This window comes from Dyadobacter koreensis, from assembly GCF_900108855.1.
GTDB lineage: Bacteria > Bacteroidota > Bacteroidia > Cytophagales > Spirosomataceae > Dyadobacter > Dyadobacter koreensis.
Genome location: NZ_FNXY01000004.1, coordinates 237,022 through 256,586 on the forward strand (window position 1 = coordinate 237,022; position 19,565 = coordinate 256,586).

The window sequence follows — 19,565 nt, forward strand, 5'->3', positions numbered from 1 at the left end:
TTTTAATATGCACAAAATAAAACAGATCCAGCTACTGCCGGTTTTCTGTAATAAAACGAGCCGCTTCTTTTTGCAGCAGTGGAAAAAACAGATTGAATTTTTCATGGTAAAAATCTTCATTTTTCTCCAAATCTTCCTCAGCCAGATTTAACACGTCCAAAAACTCGGCTCTTCTTGATAACCGGCCAAAAGTCAGTTTAATTCCTTCCAGCGTCCTATAGGTATTTAGCCAATCCTGTTTGATCATCGTCCGGACCATGGATTTCATGTGGACTGGGATAAGCGGATCATTTCTTCGAATCACTTCATAAATTCTGGCACTGTAACCGTCCAGCGTTTCGCTGCAAAATTGGTTAAAATATTTGGCTAAAAAATAGTCGAAGTAAATATCGATGGCGATTCCTGCCGTTTTACCCAGCACATCCGCGGCCTTATGCTTTGCGTCCCTGACAATTGGATGTTCGTCTGTGTACATGTCAATATGACGATGCAATTTCACACCCAGCAAAAACTCTTCACTCCACCCTATAATTTTATCTCCGGTCAATCGTCCTTTTATGAAATCCCCGACATAATTTCCTATTATAACCTCCTCATCGTCCCCGGAAAGCAATAAATGTGCTAAAAAATTCATAAAAAAAGACATTTTGGCAAAATTCCCGTACGTTTGTTTTTCCAAATTCACCGTGGAACAATTATTTTACAACAACCAATATTTTAACCAAACAAGCAAATGAAAGTCGAAAAGAATAATGTAGTAGCACTCATATATAGCCTGAGAATACCTGATAATGACGGTGAAATGGATATCGTAGAAGTAGTAACGGAAGAAGATCCGATGTATTTTATTCAAGGCATCAGCGGACTTCCGGAAGGATTCGAAGATAAGATCGAGGGCCTTGCTGCGGGAGACACTTTCGACTTCGTCGTTGCACCGGAAGAAGGTTACGGAGAATTTGATCCTGAGGCAATTGTTGAATTACCGAAGGCAGTTTTCCAAATGGAAGGCGTTGATCAGGAAGAGCTTTTAGAAATTGGAAATATTGTTCCGATGACAAACGAAGACGGCGAGCGCATGCACGGACAAGTTGTTGAAGTAAAGGATGACGTTGTTGTCATGAACTTCAATCACCCTTTGGCAGGAAAAGAAATGCATTTTGAAGGTTCGATTCTTTCAATTCGTCCTGCAACTGATGAAGAAATAAGTCACGGACACGTACATGGTGAGGGCGGCCATCATCATTGATATTTTTTAGTCAATAATTGAGAGTTGAAACGATTGCATTCAGGTCGAATCAACTCTCAACTATTATCCTTCACTATTTTCGATATACTGCTCAACCTCAACACCAAAAGTTCTTAAAAACTCAACACCTTCTTCCCTGCCGATTCCTTTGTAAGCTGCGTACGAATGCAGAAAAATTACTTTACTTATTTTCATCGTGTAAATTACACGGGCACATGCAATACAGGGAGCCAATGTCACAAAAAGTGTAGCTCCTTCAATATTTGAACCATTTTTGACAGCAAACAATATTGCATTTTGTTCTGCATGCAATGCGAGGGAACAACTTCCTTTTGCATCACGAGGACAGCCCACCTCCGGAAATTCCTCGTCACAGTTATGCGTTCCTGCCGGAGGCCCGTTATAGCCAATAGAGATGATCCGGGTATCTTTTGTCAATACCGCGCCGACCTGCGCCTTGATGCAATGGGAGCGTTTTGCAAGATTTATTGCAAGCTCCATAAAAATATCATCAAATTCCGGACGGTTTTTCGTTGTTAGTGAACTCATTCGATTCTTTAAAACTTAAATTACCTGCAAACTTAGATAAAGCATGAATTGGATTCAATATAGATTAACAAATAAGCACAGGACAACGGCCCTGTTTTGCTTATTTATTTTTCTGAACCTGGTTTCTTTTGCTCAAATTACTCCTGAGATCATTAGTCTCACGCGTGAACCAGCGTCTGTAATCCGCACCAACAAATTTTTCATCCAGGATGTGGAAGATAAACGAAAAGTTAAAGGTGCTGCTTTCGGGAAAATCATTTTTCTTGGAAAAGAAAAACCGGCATCACTTGCTGCCCCAGTTGAAAAGGAACTTACCTCCTACTGGTCTTATGCAGCACCAAAAAAAAATGCTGATCTTCTGCCACTTTATATTTCGGTTAAAGATTTTCAAATTAATGAGAGGCGCCTGGGTCCAAACCGCGTTGCCGGAGATATCAAATTGGATGTAACATTCCGGTGGTATCGAAATATGGTGCCTGTTGAATTGACCAATTATCAGACTTCTGCCACTTACACACGTCCGGAAAAAGAGTATGATCACCAAAAACTCATCAGGCAAATGCTGGATCAGGCCCTGATTCATTTTCAAAAATGGATGGCTGCCAATACCGGTAAAAACCCTGCGCTGGCCAGAAACCTGAAAATCGTTTTTAAAGAAGTAACCGGACAAGATAAGGCTGATACGGTTTTTTACAGTGTTAAGCGCCCGTTGGTATGGGCTGATTTTCAGGGACAAAAGAGCAGACCGGGAAGCCGGTATGCGGCCGCCGTGTTTACGAGCTTCGCCTATGAAGGCCATTCCTATCCAAAAGACGATGATCTGATTCTTCAAATTGATCTGAAAATTTTCATGGTAAAATCCATGTCATGGGGATTGCCGGAAGCTAAGAATGCCGGAACGCTCCGACACGAACAACTTCATTTTGATATCACAAGGATGGTTGTTGAGCGCTTCAAAAAAAAGCTGGAATCAGGCGATCTTACCATCGAAGATTATGATAGCGAAATCCAATACCAATTCATCGAATCTTTCCGGGAAATGAATCGGGAGCAGGAGGCTTACGACGGCGCAACCGGTCATGGGCTTAATGCCTCGGCACAGGCGGAATGGGACCGAAAAATCACCAGGGAAATCGCTGAAATTTATTCAAGGCAGTAACAGGGCACCGTCTGTTTGCAAATCGTAAAGCTGGGCGCCACTGGCTTTCAGCATAGCGCCCCATTGTTTGGTTGCGCGCTTCGTTACTTCACCACTGGTCAGAAATATGGTTCCCGGACTGGCTTTGAATTTTAACGATCCAGGGTATTTAGGTGACGTGATAAAAAAATAATTTATTGCGGCGGTAGTTTCAACAAAGCCGCCCTGATACAATGTTTTTCCTTTCCAGGTAAATAATTTATTATGCCCAATGCTTTTGATTCCAACATTTCCGGGAATTGATTTATTTGTTTCCTGCATAAATATTGTTTCCAAAACGCCTTCCCTGATCCCGTAGTTTTTGACATGAAATTCATAGGCATTCGTATCTTTTAAAAACGCTTCGTCAGAATAAATAAACAGCTTGTCCCCTTCTTTAAAGCTGATAACCGAATGTTTTGGAATGGAATGAATCATCCCCATTTTGCCAGTATACTTTTCAAAACTTTGCAAAGTCGAGTAAAAAACAAATAAAACAAGAACACCGGCAACATATTTCAGCCATTGAAATTCACGGGATTCGTAGCAATACCACACAAAAAACATAAGAAGATATAGCAATGTAATTTCTGCATTATCGAAATACAGGTTCTCAATCAGATGACCGGGAAGGAATCTGGGAATAGCTACCGAAATATTAGTTAAAAACGCCAGAAAATAAACAACCCAGCCCAGGGCAGATTTTAACCACATGATCGGCCCCAAACAAACAAAAAGCAGTATTAATGCGGCTGGCAATAATGCATTCGTGAAGGTAATAACGAAAGGGTTGATCAACCAAAAATAAAAAGGAAACTGGTGAAAGTAGTACAAGCTTAAAGGGAATGTTGCGATCTGGGCGGCGAAGGACAGTGCGCTTATCTGCCAAATGTATTTCCAGATCCATTTACCCGGCATCCACAGGGATTCAACAGGTTTATAAAACAGAAAAATTCCGGCCATCGCCAAATATGAAAGCTGAAACCCTACATCAAACAAAGCCTGCGGGTCAAATAACAAAATGATCAGGGCAGATAAGGCGAGGATATTCATTGTATTGTGTTTCCGCACAAAAACCTCCGCAACTACAAAGACAATGCACATCAACGTTGCCCTTTGAACTGATGGCGGCAAACCGGTTACCAATGCGTAAAAGCCCAGAAAAAGCATTATTGCCGTCAAATAAAGATATTTGCCACCTTTCAACCGCTTGATCCAGCCCAGTAAAAAACTCAGTACCAAAAAGATAATTGCGACATGCATACCAGAAACCGAAAGAATATGAACTGTCCCCGACATGGTATAATCGTCGACCTGTTCCGTCCTCAGATCATCCCTTCTTCCCAGAAGCATTGCTTTTACCAATCCATATGCCCTATCATCCTTCAAATTTTCCCTAAACTGCCGGTCTGACCACACCGAAACGTTTTGGCTCCAGGCGTGAACACTTCCAGTTTCAGCCGATTTTAGAATTTGGTAAGAATTTTCCTGAAGATAGTCAGTCCACGCAATCCCCTTATTCCATAAATAGCGCCGGTAGTCAAACTCTTCCGGATTCATTGGAGATTTTGGTCTTTCCAGATTGCCGTTGACAATTATCCGATCACCTGCGGATGGAATCACAGCTGCGTCCTGAGGTATGCTCAGATAGGCTTTAACATCCGCTCCGATCCATCTTCCCCGAACACGAATTCTTTTGATCTCAGCTTCCACACGGATTGACTTCGCCCTTTTCTCAGGAATATTACGCACTACGGCCTCATAACTATCATAAGGAGCAGCGTTAATTAATTCAACACAGGAGCGCAAATTTTCGACACGAATAGTTAACGACAAGACGCCGGACAGAAATAAAAATAAGCTTAACACAATTCCTGACGCGGTATACCGACCGGCTTTATAAAACAAAAGACAAACGGCCGCGATCATCAGGATCACAGCCGTTTGCGTGGTAGTGTTGAAATAATGACTAACGGACGGATATTGAAAAATCCAGTCGCCGAAAATAATGCCGGTTGAGAAAGTCAGAACTAATCCAACAAAAGGTACTCGTGAGAGCATACTTTTTTGTTATTTAATTACAAACCTCCTTGTGACGGTTTCTTTATCGGTGGTCACTTTGAAAAAGTATAATCCAGTATTAAATTTATTTATATCGAGCGTCACACGCCTGCTCCAGACATCGTTATACTCCTGAGTTTCCAGGCGATTTCCTCTTTGATCATAAATGGATAATGAGAAATTCTGAAAATCTGCAAATCGAATATTGGCATTGACCTCTTCGCTGGCAGGATTAGGAAAAACTTCAACGACTAAATTTTCGGAAGGGTCCAGTCTGCCCTCTTTTGCGGATTCAACCAGTTTTTTTCGTCGCGGACTCAATTCCAAAACCGCCCGGATACGTCCAAGCTGGTCTCCTGTGAAGATATTCATGCAGGAATCTGGCGAATAGTCCATATAATTTTCAATCATATTCCTCGTCCTGAATCCAGAACAGTTTGAATATTTATCTGTACATACGCTGGTCTGATTGGAGCCTTCTGCCGGGGGAGTATCATCACAAAAATCGTTACCGCATACGGCATCACCCCAGATATGAATCAGGCCTAGCCAATGTCCGATTTCGTGCGTTGTGGTCCTGCCAAGATTATAAATTTGACTGGAATTTGCTGCTGCATTCCTACCGAAATACCGAAAATCGATAATTGCTCCGTCGGTCCGCTCGTAGTTTTCATTCCTGGTATTTAAACCATCAATTCCCTCAACAGATGGAAATTGGGCAATACCAAGATAGGTGCCGGTGAGCCTGCATACCCAGATGTTCAAATATTTGTCCGATGGCCAGTATACAAGGCTCGAAAGGAGTTGATCATCCGTGATGGGATTGAAACCATCTTTTGTTAAATACTGCGTTCTGGTAATGCCAGTTGTACTTTTACCATTTTCATCAAACTCTGCAAGAAAAAATTCAATGCCAGTATCCACACCTACCGGGTCAGAATTAAAACCCCGGGTATTGGCTTTTCTTCGATAATCTTCGTTGAGCACAGCGATCTGGCTTCTGATTTGCTCGTTGGTGATATTCGGATTGTCGAGTCCTCCAATCAGGCCATCTCTACGGTTATGCACCACATGAACAACGACAGGAATTCTTATGACCTCATTCAAGGCACCTATCCGGAGCTGAGAACGATTATTTTTCAGAAATTCCTGAATAGCATTCTCCGTATTTATCCGGTCGCGTTGCAAACCAGGACTGTGTTTCTCTTTATAAAGTTCTCTTTCATGCGTTACGCAACGTATCAGGAGCGAATCCGCTATTTGCGCAAAAGCGCTCCCGGGAATAAAAATTCCCAGAAGCGCCACGATTATAAAAACTTTCCGGTTACTGTTCTGATTTTTCATAAGCAGCCAGAATATCCCTGACCAAACGGTGGCGTACAACGTCCGAACCATCCAACTCCACAAAACTAATACCCTTGATGCCTTTTAAAACGGCAAGCGAGTCTATCAAACCTGATTTCAGGTTTTTCGGAAGATCTATCTGAGATTTATCACCTGTGATGATCGCCTTTGAGCTCGGCCCCATACGGGTAAGAAACATTTTCATTTGCATCGGCGTCGTGTTTTGCGCCTCATCCAGCAAAATAAACGCATTATTAAGCGTTCTACCACGCATATAGGCAAGCGGAGCTATTTCAATGACACGTGTTTCCAGATAAAGTTTCAACTTTTCCGGCGCGATCATATCATCCAGCGCGTCATATATCGGCCGTAAATAAGGATCTATTTTTTCTTTCAGATCACCTGGCAAGAACCCAAGGTTTTCTCCTGCCTCAACAGCCGGACGTGTGATAATAATCTTACGTACCTCTTTGTTTTTCAGTGCCCTGACAGCGATGGCCACGGCCGTGTATGTTTTCCCAGTCCCCGCAGGCCCAACCGCATACACCAGATCAAATTTTGCTGCCGCCTCAACCAATAGCTTCTGATTCGCTGTTTTTGCTTTTACAACCAAGCCTTTGTTTCCATAGATGATCACATCCGCATCATCCTCAGCATTCTGGACAGCTGGCTTGGAAATTCCGTTTAAATAAACTTTAACATTTTCGTTCGTAACTTTTCCGTACTTCTGATAATGCGCGACCAAGGATTCAAGAATATCGGTGATTCGCATAATTTCAGGCGCAGTGCCCTGAATCCGGATCTCATTCCCGCGAGAAATAATTTTGCTTTTTGGAAAAGCCGCGGATACTTCTTTAATATTCGAATTATGAATGCCCAAAAAATCGACCATTGAGACGTCTTCGAGCGTGATAATTTTTTCTAGCAAATGAATGATCGTTTAGTGTTTAAGGAATTGCTCTAAAATTTAGTAATAATAACCAAGATTTAATCTATTACGATGCACAAATTAAAAATTCCGTACCAAAGTTAACATCGTAAAATAAATATATTTTGATCAACTCTTTCATACTCAGCATGACAGACAACTTTCCGGTAATTAAAAAAAATACTTGTCGTCAGTTTCTTTTCTCACAGCCCTGTTATGATTAATTTTGTCATACATGGAAAATGACAAATCGACAAATCAATTCAGCAAGACAGGTACTAAATCAGGTATTTCTAACAGGAAACCAGCTGCTTCCCGTGCGCAAAGTTTTGAGCAGAATTACGGCAAACTTCCTCCCCAGGCTATCGATCTGGAAGAGGCAGTACTTGGTGCTTTAATGATCGAGAAAGACGCACTTACGGCCGTTGTAGATATATTAAGACCACAAAGTTTTTATAAAGACGTTCACCAGAGAATCTATTCGGCTATCCTTACGCTTTTTGCAGATTCTGAACCAATTGATATGCTGACCGTGATTTCAAAGTTACGGAGCACTGGTGAAATTGAACTCGTAGGCGGGTCGTCTTATATCGTAGGCCTTACCTCGAAAGTCAACTCGGCGGCGAACATTGAGTACCACGCCAGGATTATCACCCAGGCATCTATCCGACGCGAACTGATCACGATTTCCTCTGAAATTCAGCGGGAAGCATTTGAAGACACAACGGATGTTTTTAAACTTCTTGACAAAACCGAGCAAGCTCTGTTTGAAATTTCAGAGTCAAATATTAAGAAGAATTATTCTGATATGGGTTCTCTGATGCGCCAGGCATTGGAAGAACTTGACCAGAAAAAAAATAACAAGGACGGATTAACAGGTGTTCCATCCGGTTTCAGCGCACTTGACCGCGTTACATCAGGCTGGCAGAAGACGGAACTGGTAATCCTTGCGGCTCGTCCGGGTATGGGAAAAACGGCCTTTGTCGTTTCCTCGCTTCGAAACGCTGCGGTGGATTTCAATATGGCCGTGGCGATCTTCTCCCTGGAAATGTCCTCAGTTCAGCTGGTAAATCGTCTGATTTCCGCCGAAGCGGAAATCGATAGTGAGAAAATTCGTAAGGGAAGTCTGGCTCCGCATGAGTGGGAACAGCTTCACCATCGTATTCACCGACTTACAAACGCTCCCATTTATATTGACGACACTCCTGCCCTTTCTATATTGGAATTACGGGCAAAATGTCGCCGTTTGAAGGCACAGCACGATATCCAGATGGTCGTAATCGACTACTTGCAGCTGATGACAGGCGATACGGGTGGAAAGGGTGCTGGTAACCGTGAACAGGAAATTGCAATGATTTCACGTTCGTTGAAAAACCTAGCAAAGGAACTCGATGTGCCGGTAATTGCACTTTCCCAGTTAAGTCGTGCTGTTGAAACCCGTGGCGGTGAAAAAAGACCTCAGCTTTCCGATTTAAGGGAATCGGGATCGATCGAGCAGGATGCCGACATGGTAATATTCCTGTATCGACCTGAATACTACGGAATTACCGAAGACGAGACAGGTAATTCTGTTGCGGGTGTCGGTGAGGTAATTCTTGCAAAAAACAGGGCTGGTTCTTTGGAAACAATTCAATTGAGATTTATTGGTAAGTATACCAAGTTCGCGGATCTGGATTCGCAATTTGCTCCGGCTCCGTTTGTAACAGACCGTCCCATCAATAATCCTAATCCAATTTCTTCGTTTGAAAGCCAAAGCAGAACTTCAAACGCGGCACCAAATTCTGGTGGAGGAACGTTGAGAAGTCGTGCTAATGATCTAAGTAATTTTGATTACAAAGGCCCCGACAGCGAGCCTCCTTTTTAATCCCAAAATAGAATAAACAATAAATATAAAAGTCGCCTGAATCCTGATTCCGGCGACTTTTATATTTATTAATTAAATCCAATCAATTTGAATAAAAAACCGAATTTTTTTAAGGGAACTATTAAAATAATACTATTCCCAAAACAGAAATTTACCGATCTTTTCTAATTAGAAGAGCCACGTTTTCTACGTGATGCGTATTGGGGAACATATCAACCGGCTGCACTTTTGTAACTTCATAATCTTCTGACATCAGCGCCAAATCCCGTGCTTGTGTCGCCGTATTGCAGCTTACGTAAACAACTCGATCCGGAGCAGCTGACAAAATCGTTTCCACAACCGGTTGGTCCATACCTGCACGAGGCGGATCTGTGATGATCACGTCAGGTCTTCCGTGTTTTGCAAGAAAGCCTTCATTCATTATTCTGCGCATATCCCCGGCAAAAAATTCTGTGTTTGTGATACCGTTCAATGCAGAATTAATTCTGGCATCCTGAACCGCGGCTTCCACATACTCGACACCTACAACTTTCTTTGCTCGACGTGCCACGAAATTTGCAATCGTTCCGGTTCCGGTATATAAGTCATAAACAGATTCATTACCCGTCAGCCCGGCATAATCCCTTGTAACTTTGAAAAGATTATAAGCTTGTTCCGAGTTGGTTTGATAGAATGACTTAGGACCAACCAAGAACGTCAGGTCTTCCATCGTTTCTCTGATCGTCGCTTCACCTGCAAAATTGATCACTTCCTGATCCTGGTAAGAATCATTTCCTTTCAGATTCACGATGTAATTAAGCGAAGTAATTTCAGGATGATTATCTTTCATAAAATTCATCACCTTTTCAATAGCCTCATCATTCTGTTCACCAAACTGGACGATTACCATGATATCACCCGTATTTGCCGTGCGAACAACCAGATTTCTCAGCGTCCCTACATTGTACTTTACATCGTAGTAGGGAATCTGCTGCTCCTCGCCAAACCTGTGCAGTGAGTTTCGCAAGGCATTCGACGGATCCGGCTGTAAATGGCAGGTATCCACTGTAAAGATTTTATCAAAACGTTTTGGAACGTGAAAACCCAATGCGTTCCTTGAAAATTTCTCTCCTGTATCGAGCTGCTCTTTTGTTACCCAGCGATAATTCGAGAAAGTAAATTCCAGTTTGTTCCGGTAATATTCAGTTTTAGGGCCAGCCAAAATTGGGTTGATCTCGACATTTTTGATCTTTCCAATTCTTTGAAAATGATCAACGACTTGTTGTCTCTTAAATCGTAATTGGTGTTCATAATCGATGTGCTGCCATTTGCATCCTCCACAAACCGTATAGTGCTGGCAATACGGCTGCGTGCGTAACGAAGAATAAGAATGTACTTTCGTGACAACCGCCTCTTTCAATTTCTTTTTGGTTCGCACAACTTCGAGATCCACAATATCTCCCGGCGCAACATTTCCTTCTATAAAAACTACTCCGTCTTCCGATTTATAAATACACTTACCTTCTGCCGCGAAATCAGTAATTTCAACGTATTCATACCTGGTACCCTTTGACATTTTCTTTTATTTTATTTCTAAATCTAATACTATCGCATAACTTTTATCGCAACGCCCGTCATGAAAAACCGATTGATTTTATCCTTCGTACTTATGCTGTGCATAATCGAAGCGAGGGCCACACATATTGTGGGTGGGCAATTATTTATAAGCGAGAACAAAAATAGTTATTATAACTATAACATTGGGCTTACCATGTATTTCGATGCCCTTAACGGCAATCCCGGCGCGGAGGACAATCAGGTCGCTGTGTATGTCTTTCGAAAGCGCGATAACGCTGCCATGGGTTTTGTTCGGCTCCCAAAAATAGAACGAAAATCGGTCTCTTACACAAATCCACTTTGCGGAATCGCCTCAACAGAAACAATTCAGATAACTTACGCAACCGATATAAGGCTCGAAAATGTAGATTTTAGTGATTCCGGTGGATATTATATGGTCTGGGACAGATGTTGCAGAAACGGAACGATTACCAATATCAAATCCCCAGGAGACGCCGGAAGTTTATTTTATCTCGAATTTCCCCCAATCGTCAAGAACGGCGTAACCTTTCATAATTCTTCTCCAAAATTTTCCGTCATTCAAGGAGATTACGCCTGCGTCAACTCACCTTTCTTTTTTAATTTTGGAGGAACAGACGCAGATGGCGATAGTTTATCCTATCGGCTGATAACCCCTATGCAAGGCTTTTCAACGAAAGATCAGCCAAGCGTTCAGGCGATTGGTTCATCGAATTACCCAACGCTGAACTGGATCGACGGAGTAACCAACGAAAATATCATCCCAGGCCCGAAACCTTTGACTATCGACGTTAGAACGGGCATGCTTTCAGTTACCCCCGGAAATCTTGGTTTGTATGTTTTCGCCGTTCAGGTCGATGAATACAGAAATGGTGTAAAAATCGGAACACTCACGCGCGACTTTCAGCTACGGGTTGTTGACTGTCCCAAAATGGATGAGCCGAAATTGCTTTTTAAAGAAAAAGGTAAAAGTAATTTTTACAATGGTAACGAAATTGTCACCATAAAAAAAGAAGACCCAAATTGCTTTGAAGTGATGGTGACCGATCCGACTGTCAACGACTTTTTGAAGGTTACCGGACGTGCCATTGATCACAGCCAGAACTATTTTTCGATACTTCCGGCACAGTATCGCACGACCGTCGCGAACGACACCATGCGTTTTGAAGTGTGCCTTGACGAATGTTTTGCTACCTACGACAACCGCCCCATCCGCATCGAATTGATCGCCGAGGATGAAAGTTGTCCGGTCCCGCTTACAGATACACTTGTTATCTACATCCGCCGTGAAGGCCCAGAAAATAATCAGCCGGTTGTGACCACATCTCTACCAGGCGATTTTGTACATGCAACGGCCGGTGTTCCGGTGTCGTTCACAGTCTTTGGAAAAGATCCCGACGCGGATAGCCTCACATTAGCTGGCGCCGGGCAGAATTTTTCACTCGCCTCCATGGCTATGATCTTTAATACGATTGGAGGTAAGGCATCTGTTCAGCAGACATTCAGCTGGCTTCCTCCCTGCAACGCACATAAGGGCGATACGCTGAAAGTCGATTTCACTGCAAATGACTTGCGCTGTGCGGGAAATCCGTTGCCCGGCTCAAAGACCATATATTTCATCATCGACGAATCCCCCAACTCCGCTCCATCCGTTTCGACATCGCTAAATATGCCGACAGTATCATACGCTCTCCCGTCTTCCGACGGAATCACTTTTGACGTCACCGCCATAGATTCTGATACGAACACAATTATACTAACAGCACAGGGCCGAGGTTTTAATCTCACTGATGCCGGTATGTCTTTTGGAAATAAATCCGGGGTGCAACAAATTTCTTCTCAATTCTCCTGGTCTCCTGATTGCAGGATAATGAATGGCGACTCCAATAAAACTTTTACGGTCGATTTTATTACACAGGACAAGAGTTGTATGGCAGCGACCGACACCACTTCCGTCACGATACAATTAAGTGACTATACCGCAAAAATGACCATTGATTTGCCCAATGTGATTACACCGAACGGTGATGGGAAAAATGACTGTTTAATTTTTAACGAAATTCCCGAGGGCTCCTGTAATGACCAGTTCACGGATATCACCATTTTTAACCGCTGGGGAAAACAGGTATACTATTCAAAAAACAAAGATCAGAACTGGTGCCCAAACACTATCTCCGCTGGATATTATTTCTACGTTGTTCAATATACCCAGAAATCTTTCAAAGGCGGGTTAACTGTCTTAAAATGATTTCCAATGCTTAACCTCAAAAAAGCTCTTCAATAAATAGTTATATTCTGAACAATTGTAAATCTTAACTGCCAATATGAAAACGTGTCGCCGAACTTAGCAAAGTATCTGCATTTAAAAACTATAAACTCATTATAACGAGATAACCAGGCTCGAATAATACAATTAAACTATATCATGATTGAGGTCTAAATTAATTTGTGTCGATTTTGTTAAACCTATATCCATATATCTATCAAGAGCTACTATTCACACTTAAACTTCTAAAAATCAATAATTTAGCTATATTAACTTTTAATACTATTAAATTGTATTAAACATTTATATTAATTAATACTTTTAGTACTAATAATTTTTATTTATTTTTTAAATATATTAAAACTTATAATACTAATAGTACATATTGATAATATTCCAAGTATATTTAGAACAAGATAGATGCTGTCATACAGATTTTCAGATAATGAAAAACAGAATGCCAGGCTATTTGATTAATCCAAAAATGTCCTCACAACATATTTAGGAATACAGAATCTAATTAAAGGCATTTTTGGAGAATTTTGTATTCAAGGACAACTCAATAGCAACATAGAGAGAAAGGAAACTAAGGCGTCAAGCGTTAAAACTTCCAGTCGGCATGAAGTTTTACAACCTGATTTCAAGCATAAAATTAAATAAATTACCAAATCATAATTCTTTTAATCTATGATATCTTCTCGCCAATTATCTTTTGTTACAGCGCGCCTTGCGGTCGGTATGAGCATGTTTGGACACGGGTTAGTCAGACTCCCGAAGCTTTCTGGCTTCAGCAATTGGATGGCAGGACAATTTCAAAAATCCATGTTGCCGGATTTCATCATAACGCCATTTAGTTATATGTTGCCGGTTGCTGAATTCATCGTTGGCACATTATTGCTTCTCGGGTTATTTACCAGACAAGCACTAACCGCCGGTGCATTGGTCATGATCTCGCTTATCTTTGGCTCCACGATGATTGAATCGTGGGACGCCTTACCCTCACAACTTATTCACACCGCTTTTTTTTCGATTCTGCTCTCATTCGAAAAACAGTACAATGCAATCGCTGTTGACAAGATTCTGGAAAGAAACAGGTTACAGATTAATAAATAGTTTAAAAAGTATATTACACAACGGATTTATAATAAGTATAAAAAGCATTAATATAATTATAAAAACTTTAAATATAGTTAGTACAATACTTTTTGTATTTCATATAATTTTTATCCATATGTAACTCACTAAATATACTGTTAATAGAAATTACAATACCCTTATAATAAGTCATTTAGATTTGTGCGGAAGACTATTTTTATAGTCAAATAATTCTATTATCTTTGTACTGTAATAAATAAAGTTACAGTATGAACAACGGACGATTTGCCATTTCGGTGCATATATTAACGCTACTTGAAGCTGTCAAGGACGACTGGTGCTCTTCTGAATATCTTGCAGGGAGTATTAACATTAATCCGGTACTGGTCAGGAAAGAGCTTATTAATCTCCGTAAGCACGGTCTTATTATTAGCAAGGAGGGTAAGTCTGGCGGCAGCAAACTGGCAAAACTTGCCACGTCCATTTTCATGTCTGACGTCTATGACGCAGTCAGGCCAGAGCACTTTCTGGGTAAAGGAATAAATAAACCCAACCCTAATTGCCCCGTTGGCCAACAGATCAATCAGCACCTCGACGAACTTTATAAAGAATCGGAACGAGCATTAGTTGTTAGTTTAGGTAAATCGACGCTGGCAGAATTTTGCAAAAATTTTGACTAATTTTTGATTAAAACTGTAACATTTTTTATTTCAGTAATAAAACATATTCAAACAAAAACATCTATATATATGAATGTAGCACTGATCGGAGCAACAGGATTTGTTGGCTCTCACCTATTGACAGAACTGATAAATCGCGGTCATAAAGTAACTGCCATTGTACGCGATCCGGCGAAAATCACCACAACAGACTCATCCTTGGTTGCAGTAAAAGGCGATGTGTTTGATACTGAAAAGTTGGCTGCTCAGTTTAAGGGTCATGATGCAGTGATCAGCGCATATAATCCGGGGTGGACAAATCCTGAAATTTACACTGAGTTTTTGCAGGGATCTAAGTCGATTCAGGCAGCGTCCAAGTCCGCTGGCGTCAAACGGTATATCACAGTGGGTGGTGCAGGAAGTCTGGAAATTGCCCCTGGTCTGCAACTGATCGATACCCCTAACTTTCCTGAATCCTTCAAGCCAGGAGCCAGTGCCGCACGCGACTATCTGAATATTCTCCGAACCGAAACTGATTTGGATTGGACATTTGTAAGTCCCGCGATCGAAATGCACCAGGGAACTGCGGGAGTTCGTAAAGGGACATACCGTACATCGCTCGAAAATCCTGTTTTTGACGAACATAAACGCAGTGTTATTTCTGTAGAAGATTTGGCGGTTGCAATTGTCGATGAACTCGAACAAGGTAATTTTATAAAAAAACGTTTTACAGCTGCCTATTAAACTATTTTGATTATCATTCTCAGACATTCGTTTAATTTTAGAAGAAGTTTTGTAAAAATAAAAAGTGTGTAACTCGTCAAAACGGTGTCATTGCTACGGTTTAAATCGATAAGATACGCCATTCCAACACCGGAATATTATTAACCGTTATTACAGCCGCCTGGTTTAACAAGTCAAAAAAATCAGGCGGCAGTTATCAACCATTTCGCCGTACTAGCCTCTTTGACAACAAGTTATATCAAGATCGGCTTACTACATAAAAAGTTGGGTTAGAAAAAACTTTCAGATTGATTAATTTTGGTTTTTTTACAGGCTTACAAATACCTAAACTTTCTTACAGTGAACCGAGTAGACCGACTATTGGGAATCCTGACGATACTGCAGTCGAAAAAGTTCGTCACCGCAGAGCAGCTCGCTTCCCGTTTTGAAATTAGTGTTCGCACTGTATACCGTGACATACGGGCGCTGGATGAAATTGGTATTCCTATCAGTTTTGAAAACAACAAGGGATACTGTATTGTACAGGGATACTTTTTACCGCCGGTTACTTTTACTACCGAAGAGGCTAATGCTTTGGCACTTATGAGTGCGATTGCTTACCGTTTTACAGATAATTCTATTCAAAAACACTACGAAACGGCACTTCAAAAAGTGGCATCCGTACTAAAAACATCACAAAAAAACTCTCTTAACGATTTTTCCGAGCAGATCAAAACTTTCAAGCCTGATACTTTACAAAACGATTTCGCCTATTTGTCAGAACTGCAAAATGCGATTTCCAACAAAAAAATCGTCCGGTTAGATTATCAAAATTATATCAATGAGTTAAGTATCCGGGAAGTCGAACCCATTGGATTGCTGTTCTATGCTATGAACTGGCATGTGATCGCCTGGTGTTGGAAGCGCCAGGAGTACCGGGATTTTCGCGCGTCCAGAATTATTACCCTGCATTCAACCAATATACATTTCAGGAAATCCGACCATATCAGCCTGAATGATTATCTCGCTCAGATGTCAATGATTTAACACGATTACAACCGTATATGGCATGATTTTTCTTTGTATTTTGTAGAAGAATATAAACTAAAAACAAGAAATCATGAACCGAGAACTCATAGCCACAACCTCCATTTCTATTTTTGCCAGCCCTTCCGAAGTTTGGAAAGCGCTGATCGATCCGGAAATTATCAAACAATATATGTATGGAACAGAAACAGAAACAACGTGGAAACTTCACGATCCAATTATTTTCCGCGGTGAATGGGAAGGAGTTCCTTATGTAGACAAGGGCGTGATTCTGGATATTATTCCTGAGAGAGTTCTTAGTTATTCTTATTGGAGTTCGATTTCCGGAACTGATGATTTTGAAGATAACTATGCTCATATAACCTTCCACATTTCTCCTTATGACGACGAAACAACCGTGACCGTTACACAAGACAATATTGAGGATGAAGAGAAAGTAATTAAGACTGAAGAGAGCTGGATGGCAACACTGACTCAGTTGAAAAAAATTCTGGAATTAAAAACTCATTAACAATCAAAGGGACTTACGGAGTTAGCTGCTTCGTAAGTCCTTTTTCTGTAATCTCAGCCTGGTATCAAAAATTGGCTACTCAAAAACGAGATCTCTTATCCTTTTTTCATAGAATTTGCCTAGCCTCCGATGCTGATAAATTGACTTTTCTGAAAGCAAGTGAAGGATACCTGCCAGTGGGTCAATACCGCTAAATACGAAACATCCGTTGCAAAATTTTACAGACAAACCATTACTCTGACAGGAAAAACAAGAAATGAGCGATCCGGGTGATCTTAAAACAGCCTAAAAACCTCTTCGACCCTTCTTCTAATATCCAGAAAAAAGAAATGTTTATTTAATATTGACTTAACATATAATTCACATTAAATACAGTTCTTTGTGACTTTTATATCTGACGCCAAGCTAAAATAAACAACTTTTAATATGATCTACACTTATTTGTATTACAGAAAGTATAATACTTTGTTAACTTAATATAGTTTAATTTAATTCTATACTTTTTATATTACTGATACTTATATTTTTTCAGTATGTTGATTTTCAATTACTTGTAAAAAATATAAGACCATAATGACACCACCCATATAAGATAATTTGTTGCTGATGAAAAGATGGATAATTTCAATCCTGTTTTTGTTTATATTTTTAAAACCAGATCATAGTATTGCCCAACGCTTTTTGATGGACCTTGTGGACACCACAAACCAAATGGGAAAAGGAATGTTATCAATCTACGAGCGTTACAACCGGGTCAGAATCAGTGGATACATTCAACCGCAATTTCAATACATCGGAGAAAAAGGAGCTGAAAGTTTTGCCGGTGGCAATTTTTCAGAATTCTCTAACAACCGTTTCATGCTTCGCCGTGGCAGGTTACGTGTTGATTACGCTCACCTGAATGAAAAAGGGGAACCTACCTCCTATTTCGTCTTTCAATTTGACGGCACAGAAAGAGGCGTTGTAATCCGGGATTTTTGGGGTAGATTCTACGAGAATAAATTCAAGCTTTTTGCGCTGACAACGGGTATGTTTGCGAGACCTTTTGGATACGAAGTGAACCTTTCTTCTGCCAATCGTGAGACTCCGGAACGTGGGAGAATGTCTCAGATTTTAATGAAAACGGAGCGTGATATCGGCGTTATGCTGACGCTAAGCAAGCGCCATCAAAATGGTAAAAGTTCTGATTTCAAATTTGATATCGGTATTTTTAACGGACAGGGAATGTCGGGGCCGGTGGATTATGACAGTCACAAAGATGTAATCGCGAAATTTAGTATGAAGCCAATACGGATTAGTAACTATTCACGCGCTTTATTTTCTGCTGCCGTTTCAGGATATGCCGGTGGGATAACAAGCCAGTCGGAAGTAATTTACAAAGTAACCAAGATCAAGGATCAGAATGTGATGGTGAAAGATTCGGCGCGAACAAATTTTGGAAAAGCGGCTCCGCGAAACTATGCAGGTGCAGATGCACAATTGATCATTCCCAACAAACGCGGACAGACCGAATTTCGCGCAGAATATATAAAAGGAAAGCAGACGGCCACAGCACTGAGTAGTGAAACACCGGGAACGTATCCCACAATCAATGGTTCGAAGGCTCCACTTTATGTCAGAAGTTTTGATGGCGCATACTTTTATTTTCTTCAAAATCTGAACAGCGAGGATCACCAATTTGTGGTAAAATATGACTGGTATGACCCTAATAAAAAAGTAGCCGGGCAGGAAGTAAGTCCTGCCAACGGTTTCAGCAAGGCCGATCTGCGATACAATACCTTGGGATTTGGTTACGTTTATCGCGCAAATGAATCCCTAAAATTTACTTTTTATTATGAAAATGTAAAAAACGAAAAATCACAAATTCCAGGATTTATTGAGGATGCTCAGGACGATGTTTTTACTTGCCGAGTTCAATATAATTTTTAACACCTGTCTAAACTTAAATGGCTGCAAAATAAATTTGCAGCCATTTTTTATAATCAATTATAAAGATCCAAATCTTTCCGTCAAGATTTTTTTCCGGTACTCGAAAATCCCCCTCACTTCGTTGTTTATAAAAACAGCATCAACGATGTTTCCTAAAAATCCAAGAGGGACTTTGTAGTTTAAAATATCACGCATCAATACGCCGCCGTCCACCTCGATGAAATGATGCTGATGATGCCAAAATGCGTACGGCCCAAAACGCTGCTCATCAATAAAATATTTTCTGTCGACAACATGCGTTATTTCCGTACACCATTTTAAAGGGATGCCTAATACTGGCTTCACAATATATCGAATAATTTGGCCTGGATACATTTTTTCACCGTGGTATTTAGAGGTGACAACAAAGCCCATATGCGACGGAGTAATTTCCTTCAGATTAGCCGGATTCGAAAAAAACAACCATGCTTCGTCCAGTGAAATCGGCAGGTGCTGCGTAAATTGTAATTCTTGCATGAATGGACAAAAATTTAAATTTTGATTTTTTGTAAATTGTTCAACAATTATGCCGCCGGATCGCTCTGAAAGGCT

Annotated in this window: 17 protein-coding genes; 10 read left to right on the forward strand and 7 right to left on the reverse strand. The window is 40.9% G+C overall.

All coding sequences use genetic code 11. From position 1 onward, the window contains the following. Positions 1–31: 31 nt before the first annotated feature. The gene (locus tag BMY70_RS13255; RefSeq protein ID WP_090336474.1) at positions 32–634 is read right to left on the reverse strand and encodes an acyl carrier protein phosphodiesterase; all 603 of its coding nucleotides are present in this window, start codon (positions 632–634) and stop codon (positions 32–34) included. A gap of 99 nt (positions 635–733) precedes the next feature. On the opposite strand from BMY70_RS13255, the gene BMY70_RS13260 reads away from it, so the two are divergent. Further along, positions 734–1,246, forward strand: a complete 513-nt coding sequence (locus BMY70_RS13260) for an FKBP-type peptidyl-prolyl cis-trans isomerase (protein ID WP_090335680.1) — start codon at positions 734–736, stop codon at positions 1,244–1,246. Positions 1,247–1,309: 63 nt separating this feature from the next. On the opposite strand, the gene BMY70_RS13265 is transcribed toward BMY70_RS13260, so the two are convergent. After that, the gene (locus BMY70_RS13265; RefSeq protein ID WP_090335681.1) at positions 1,310–1,795 is read right to left on the reverse strand and encodes a deoxycytidylate deaminase; all 486 of its coding nucleotides are present in this window, start codon (positions 1,793–1,795) and stop codon (positions 1,310–1,312) included. A 43-nt stretch (positions 1,796–1,838) separates the two neighbouring features. On the opposite strand from BMY70_RS13265, the gene BMY70_RS13270 reads away from it, so the two are divergent. Continuing rightward, positions 1,839–2,954 (forward strand): DUF922 domain-containing protein, encoded by a 1,116-nt coding sequence (locus BMY70_RS13270; RefSeq protein WP_090335682.1) that lies wholly within the window; start codon positions 1,839–1,841, stop codon positions 2,952–2,954. Here BMY70_RS13270 and BMY70_RS13275 read toward each other — a convergent pair. The 3 genes from BMY70_RS13275 to BMY70_RS13285 are packed head-to-tail and all read right to left on the reverse strand — an operon-like array spanning position 2,943 to position 7,305. After that, a complete protein-coding gene (locus BMY70_RS13275; protein WP_090335683.1) occupies positions 2,943–5,033 on the reverse strand; it encodes a ComEC/Rec2 family competence protein in 2,091 nt (696 codons plus the stop codon). The genes BMY70_RS13270 and BMY70_RS13275 overlap by 12 nt on opposite strands. A 9-nt stretch (positions 5,034–5,042) precedes the next feature. Then, on the reverse strand, positions 5,043–6,377 hold the full coding sequence (locus tag BMY70_RS13280; RefSeq protein WP_177197019.1) for a M43 family zinc metalloprotease: 1,335 nt from the start codon (positions 6,375–6,377) through the stop codon (positions 5,043–5,045). Continuing rightward, entirely contained in the window at positions 6,358–7,305 is a 948-nt protein-coding gene (locus BMY70_RS13285) for a PhoH family protein (RefSeq protein ID WP_090335685.1), read from the reverse strand. Before BMY70_RS13285 ends, BMY70_RS13280 begins: the two co-directional genes overlap by 20 nt. Positions 7,306–7,540: 235 nt before the next feature. On the opposite strand from BMY70_RS13285, the gene dnaB reads away from it, so the two are divergent. After that, on the forward strand, positions 7,541–9,169 hold the full coding sequence (dnaB, locus tag BMY70_RS13290) for a replicative DNA helicase (RefSeq protein ID WP_090335686.1): 1,629 nt from the start codon (positions 7,541–7,543) through the stop codon (positions 9,167–9,169). Positions 9,170–9,320: 151 nt separating this feature from the next. On the opposite strand, the gene rlmD is transcribed toward dnaB, so the two are convergent. Then, entirely contained in the window at positions 9,321–10,724 is a 1,404-nt protein-coding gene (gene rlmD, locus BMY70_RS13295) for a 23S rRNA (uracil(1939)-C(5))-methyltransferase RlmD (RefSeq protein WP_090335687.1), read from the reverse strand. Between the two features lie 93 nt (positions 10,725–10,817). Between rlmD and BMY70_RS13300 the strand changes: the two genes are divergently transcribed. The 7 genes from BMY70_RS13300 (at position 10,818) to BMY70_RS13330 (ending at position 18,974) form a co-directional block, all read left to right on the forward strand. Then, positions 10,818–12,992 (forward strand): T9SS type B sorting domain-containing protein, encoded by a 2,175-nt coding sequence (locus BMY70_RS13300; protein ID WP_229209600.1) that lies wholly within the window; start codon positions 10,818–10,820, stop codon positions 12,990–12,992. A 705-nt stretch (positions 12,993–13,697) separates the two neighbouring features. Further along, positions 13,698–14,123: a DoxX family membrane protein gene (locus tag BMY70_RS13305; RefSeq protein ID WP_090335689.1), complete on the forward strand. Its 426-nt coding sequence runs from the start codon at positions 13,698–13,700 to the stop codon at positions 14,121–14,123. Between the two features lie 251 nt (positions 14,124–14,374). Then, the gene (locus tag BMY70_RS13310; protein ID WP_090335690.1) at positions 14,375–14,785 is read left to right on the forward strand and encodes an Rrf2 family transcriptional regulator; all 411 of its coding nucleotides are present in this window, start codon (positions 14,375–14,377) and stop codon (positions 14,783–14,785) included. A gap of 69 nt (positions 14,786–14,854) precedes the next feature. Then, entirely contained in the window at positions 14,855–15,508 is a 654-nt protein-coding gene (locus BMY70_RS13315) for an NAD(P)-dependent oxidoreductase (protein WP_090335691.1), read from the forward strand. A 339-nt stretch (positions 15,509–15,847) separates the two neighbouring features. After that, entirely contained in the window at positions 15,848–16,534 is a 687-nt protein-coding gene (locus BMY70_RS13320) for a helix-turn-helix transcriptional regulator (RefSeq protein ID WP_090336478.1), read from the forward strand. Positions 16,535–16,607: 73 nt separating this feature from the next. Next, a complete protein-coding gene (locus BMY70_RS13325; RefSeq protein ID WP_090335692.1) occupies positions 16,608–17,045 on the forward strand; it encodes an SRPBCC family protein in 438 nt (145 codons plus the stop codon). 606 nt (positions 17,046–17,651) lie between these two features. Beyond that, positions 17,652–18,974, forward strand: a complete 1,323-nt coding sequence (locus tag BMY70_RS13330) for a putative porin (RefSeq protein ID WP_229209601.1) — start codon at positions 17,652–17,654, stop codon at positions 18,972–18,974. 57 nt (positions 18,975–19,031) lie between these two features. On the opposite strand, the gene BMY70_RS13335 is transcribed toward BMY70_RS13330, so the two are convergent. Then, the gene (locus BMY70_RS13335; protein WP_090335694.1) at positions 19,032–19,490 is read right to left on the reverse strand and encodes an SRPBCC family protein; all 459 of its coding nucleotides are present in this window, start codon (positions 19,488–19,490) and stop codon (positions 19,032–19,034) included. Positions 19,491–19,565: the final 75 nt, after the last annotated feature.

Bases quoted from the DNA above. Each gene is read 5' to 3' on its own strand.
- BMY70_RS13255 (WP_090336474.1), bottom strand. From the start codon at position 634: ATGAATTTTTTAGCACATTTATTGCTTTCCGGGGACGATGAGGAGGTT.
- BMY70_RS13260 (WP_090335680.1), top strand. From the start codon at position 734: ATGAAAGTCGAAAAGAATAATGTAGTAGCACTCATATATAGCCTGAGA.
- BMY70_RS13265 (WP_090335681.1), bottom strand. From the start codon at position 1,795: ATGAGTTCACTAACAACGAAAAACCGTCCGGAATTTGATGATATTTTT.
- BMY70_RS13270 (WP_090335682.1), top strand. From the start codon at position 1,839: ATGAATTGGATTCAATATAGATTAACAAATAAGCACAGGACAACGGCC.
- BMY70_RS13275 (WP_090335683.1), bottom strand. From the start codon at position 5,033: ATGCTCTCACGAGTACCTTTTGTTGGATTAGTTCTGACTTTCTCAACC.
- BMY70_RS13280 (WP_177197019.1), bottom strand. From the start codon at position 6,377: ATGAAAAATCAGAACAGTAACCGGAAAGTTTTTATAATCGTGGCGCTT.
- dnaB (WP_090335686.1), top strand. From the start codon at position 7,541: ATGGAAAATGACAAATCGACAAATCAATTCAGCAAGACAGGTACTAAA.
- rlmD (WP_090335687.1), bottom strand. From the start codon at position 10,724: ATGTCAAAGGGTACCAGGTATGAATACGTTGAAATTACTGATTTCGCG.
- BMY70_RS13300 (WP_229209600.1), top strand. From the start codon at position 10,818: ATGCTGTGCATAATCGAAGCGAGGGCCACACATATTGTGGGTGGGCAA.
- BMY70_RS13305 (WP_090335689.1), top strand. From the start codon at position 13,698: ATGATATCTTCTCGCCAATTATCTTTTGTTACAGCGCGCCTTGCGGTC.
- BMY70_RS13310 (WP_090335690.1), top strand. From the start codon at position 14,375: ATGAACAACGGACGATTTGCCATTTCGGTGCATATATTAACGCTACTT.
- BMY70_RS13315 (WP_090335691.1), top strand. From the start codon at position 14,855: ATGAATGTAGCACTGATCGGAGCAACAGGATTTGTTGGCTCTCACCTA.
- BMY70_RS13325 (WP_090335692.1), top strand. From the start codon at position 16,608: ATGAACCGAGAACTCATAGCCACAACCTCCATTTCTATTTTTGCCAGC.
- BMY70_RS13330 (WP_229209601.1), top strand. From the start codon at position 17,652: ATGAAAAGATGGATAATTTCAATCCTGTTTTTGTTTATATTTTTAAAA.
- BMY70_RS13335 (WP_090335694.1), bottom strand. From the start codon at position 19,490: ATGCAAGAATTACAATTTACGCAGCACCTGCCGATTTCACTGGACGAA.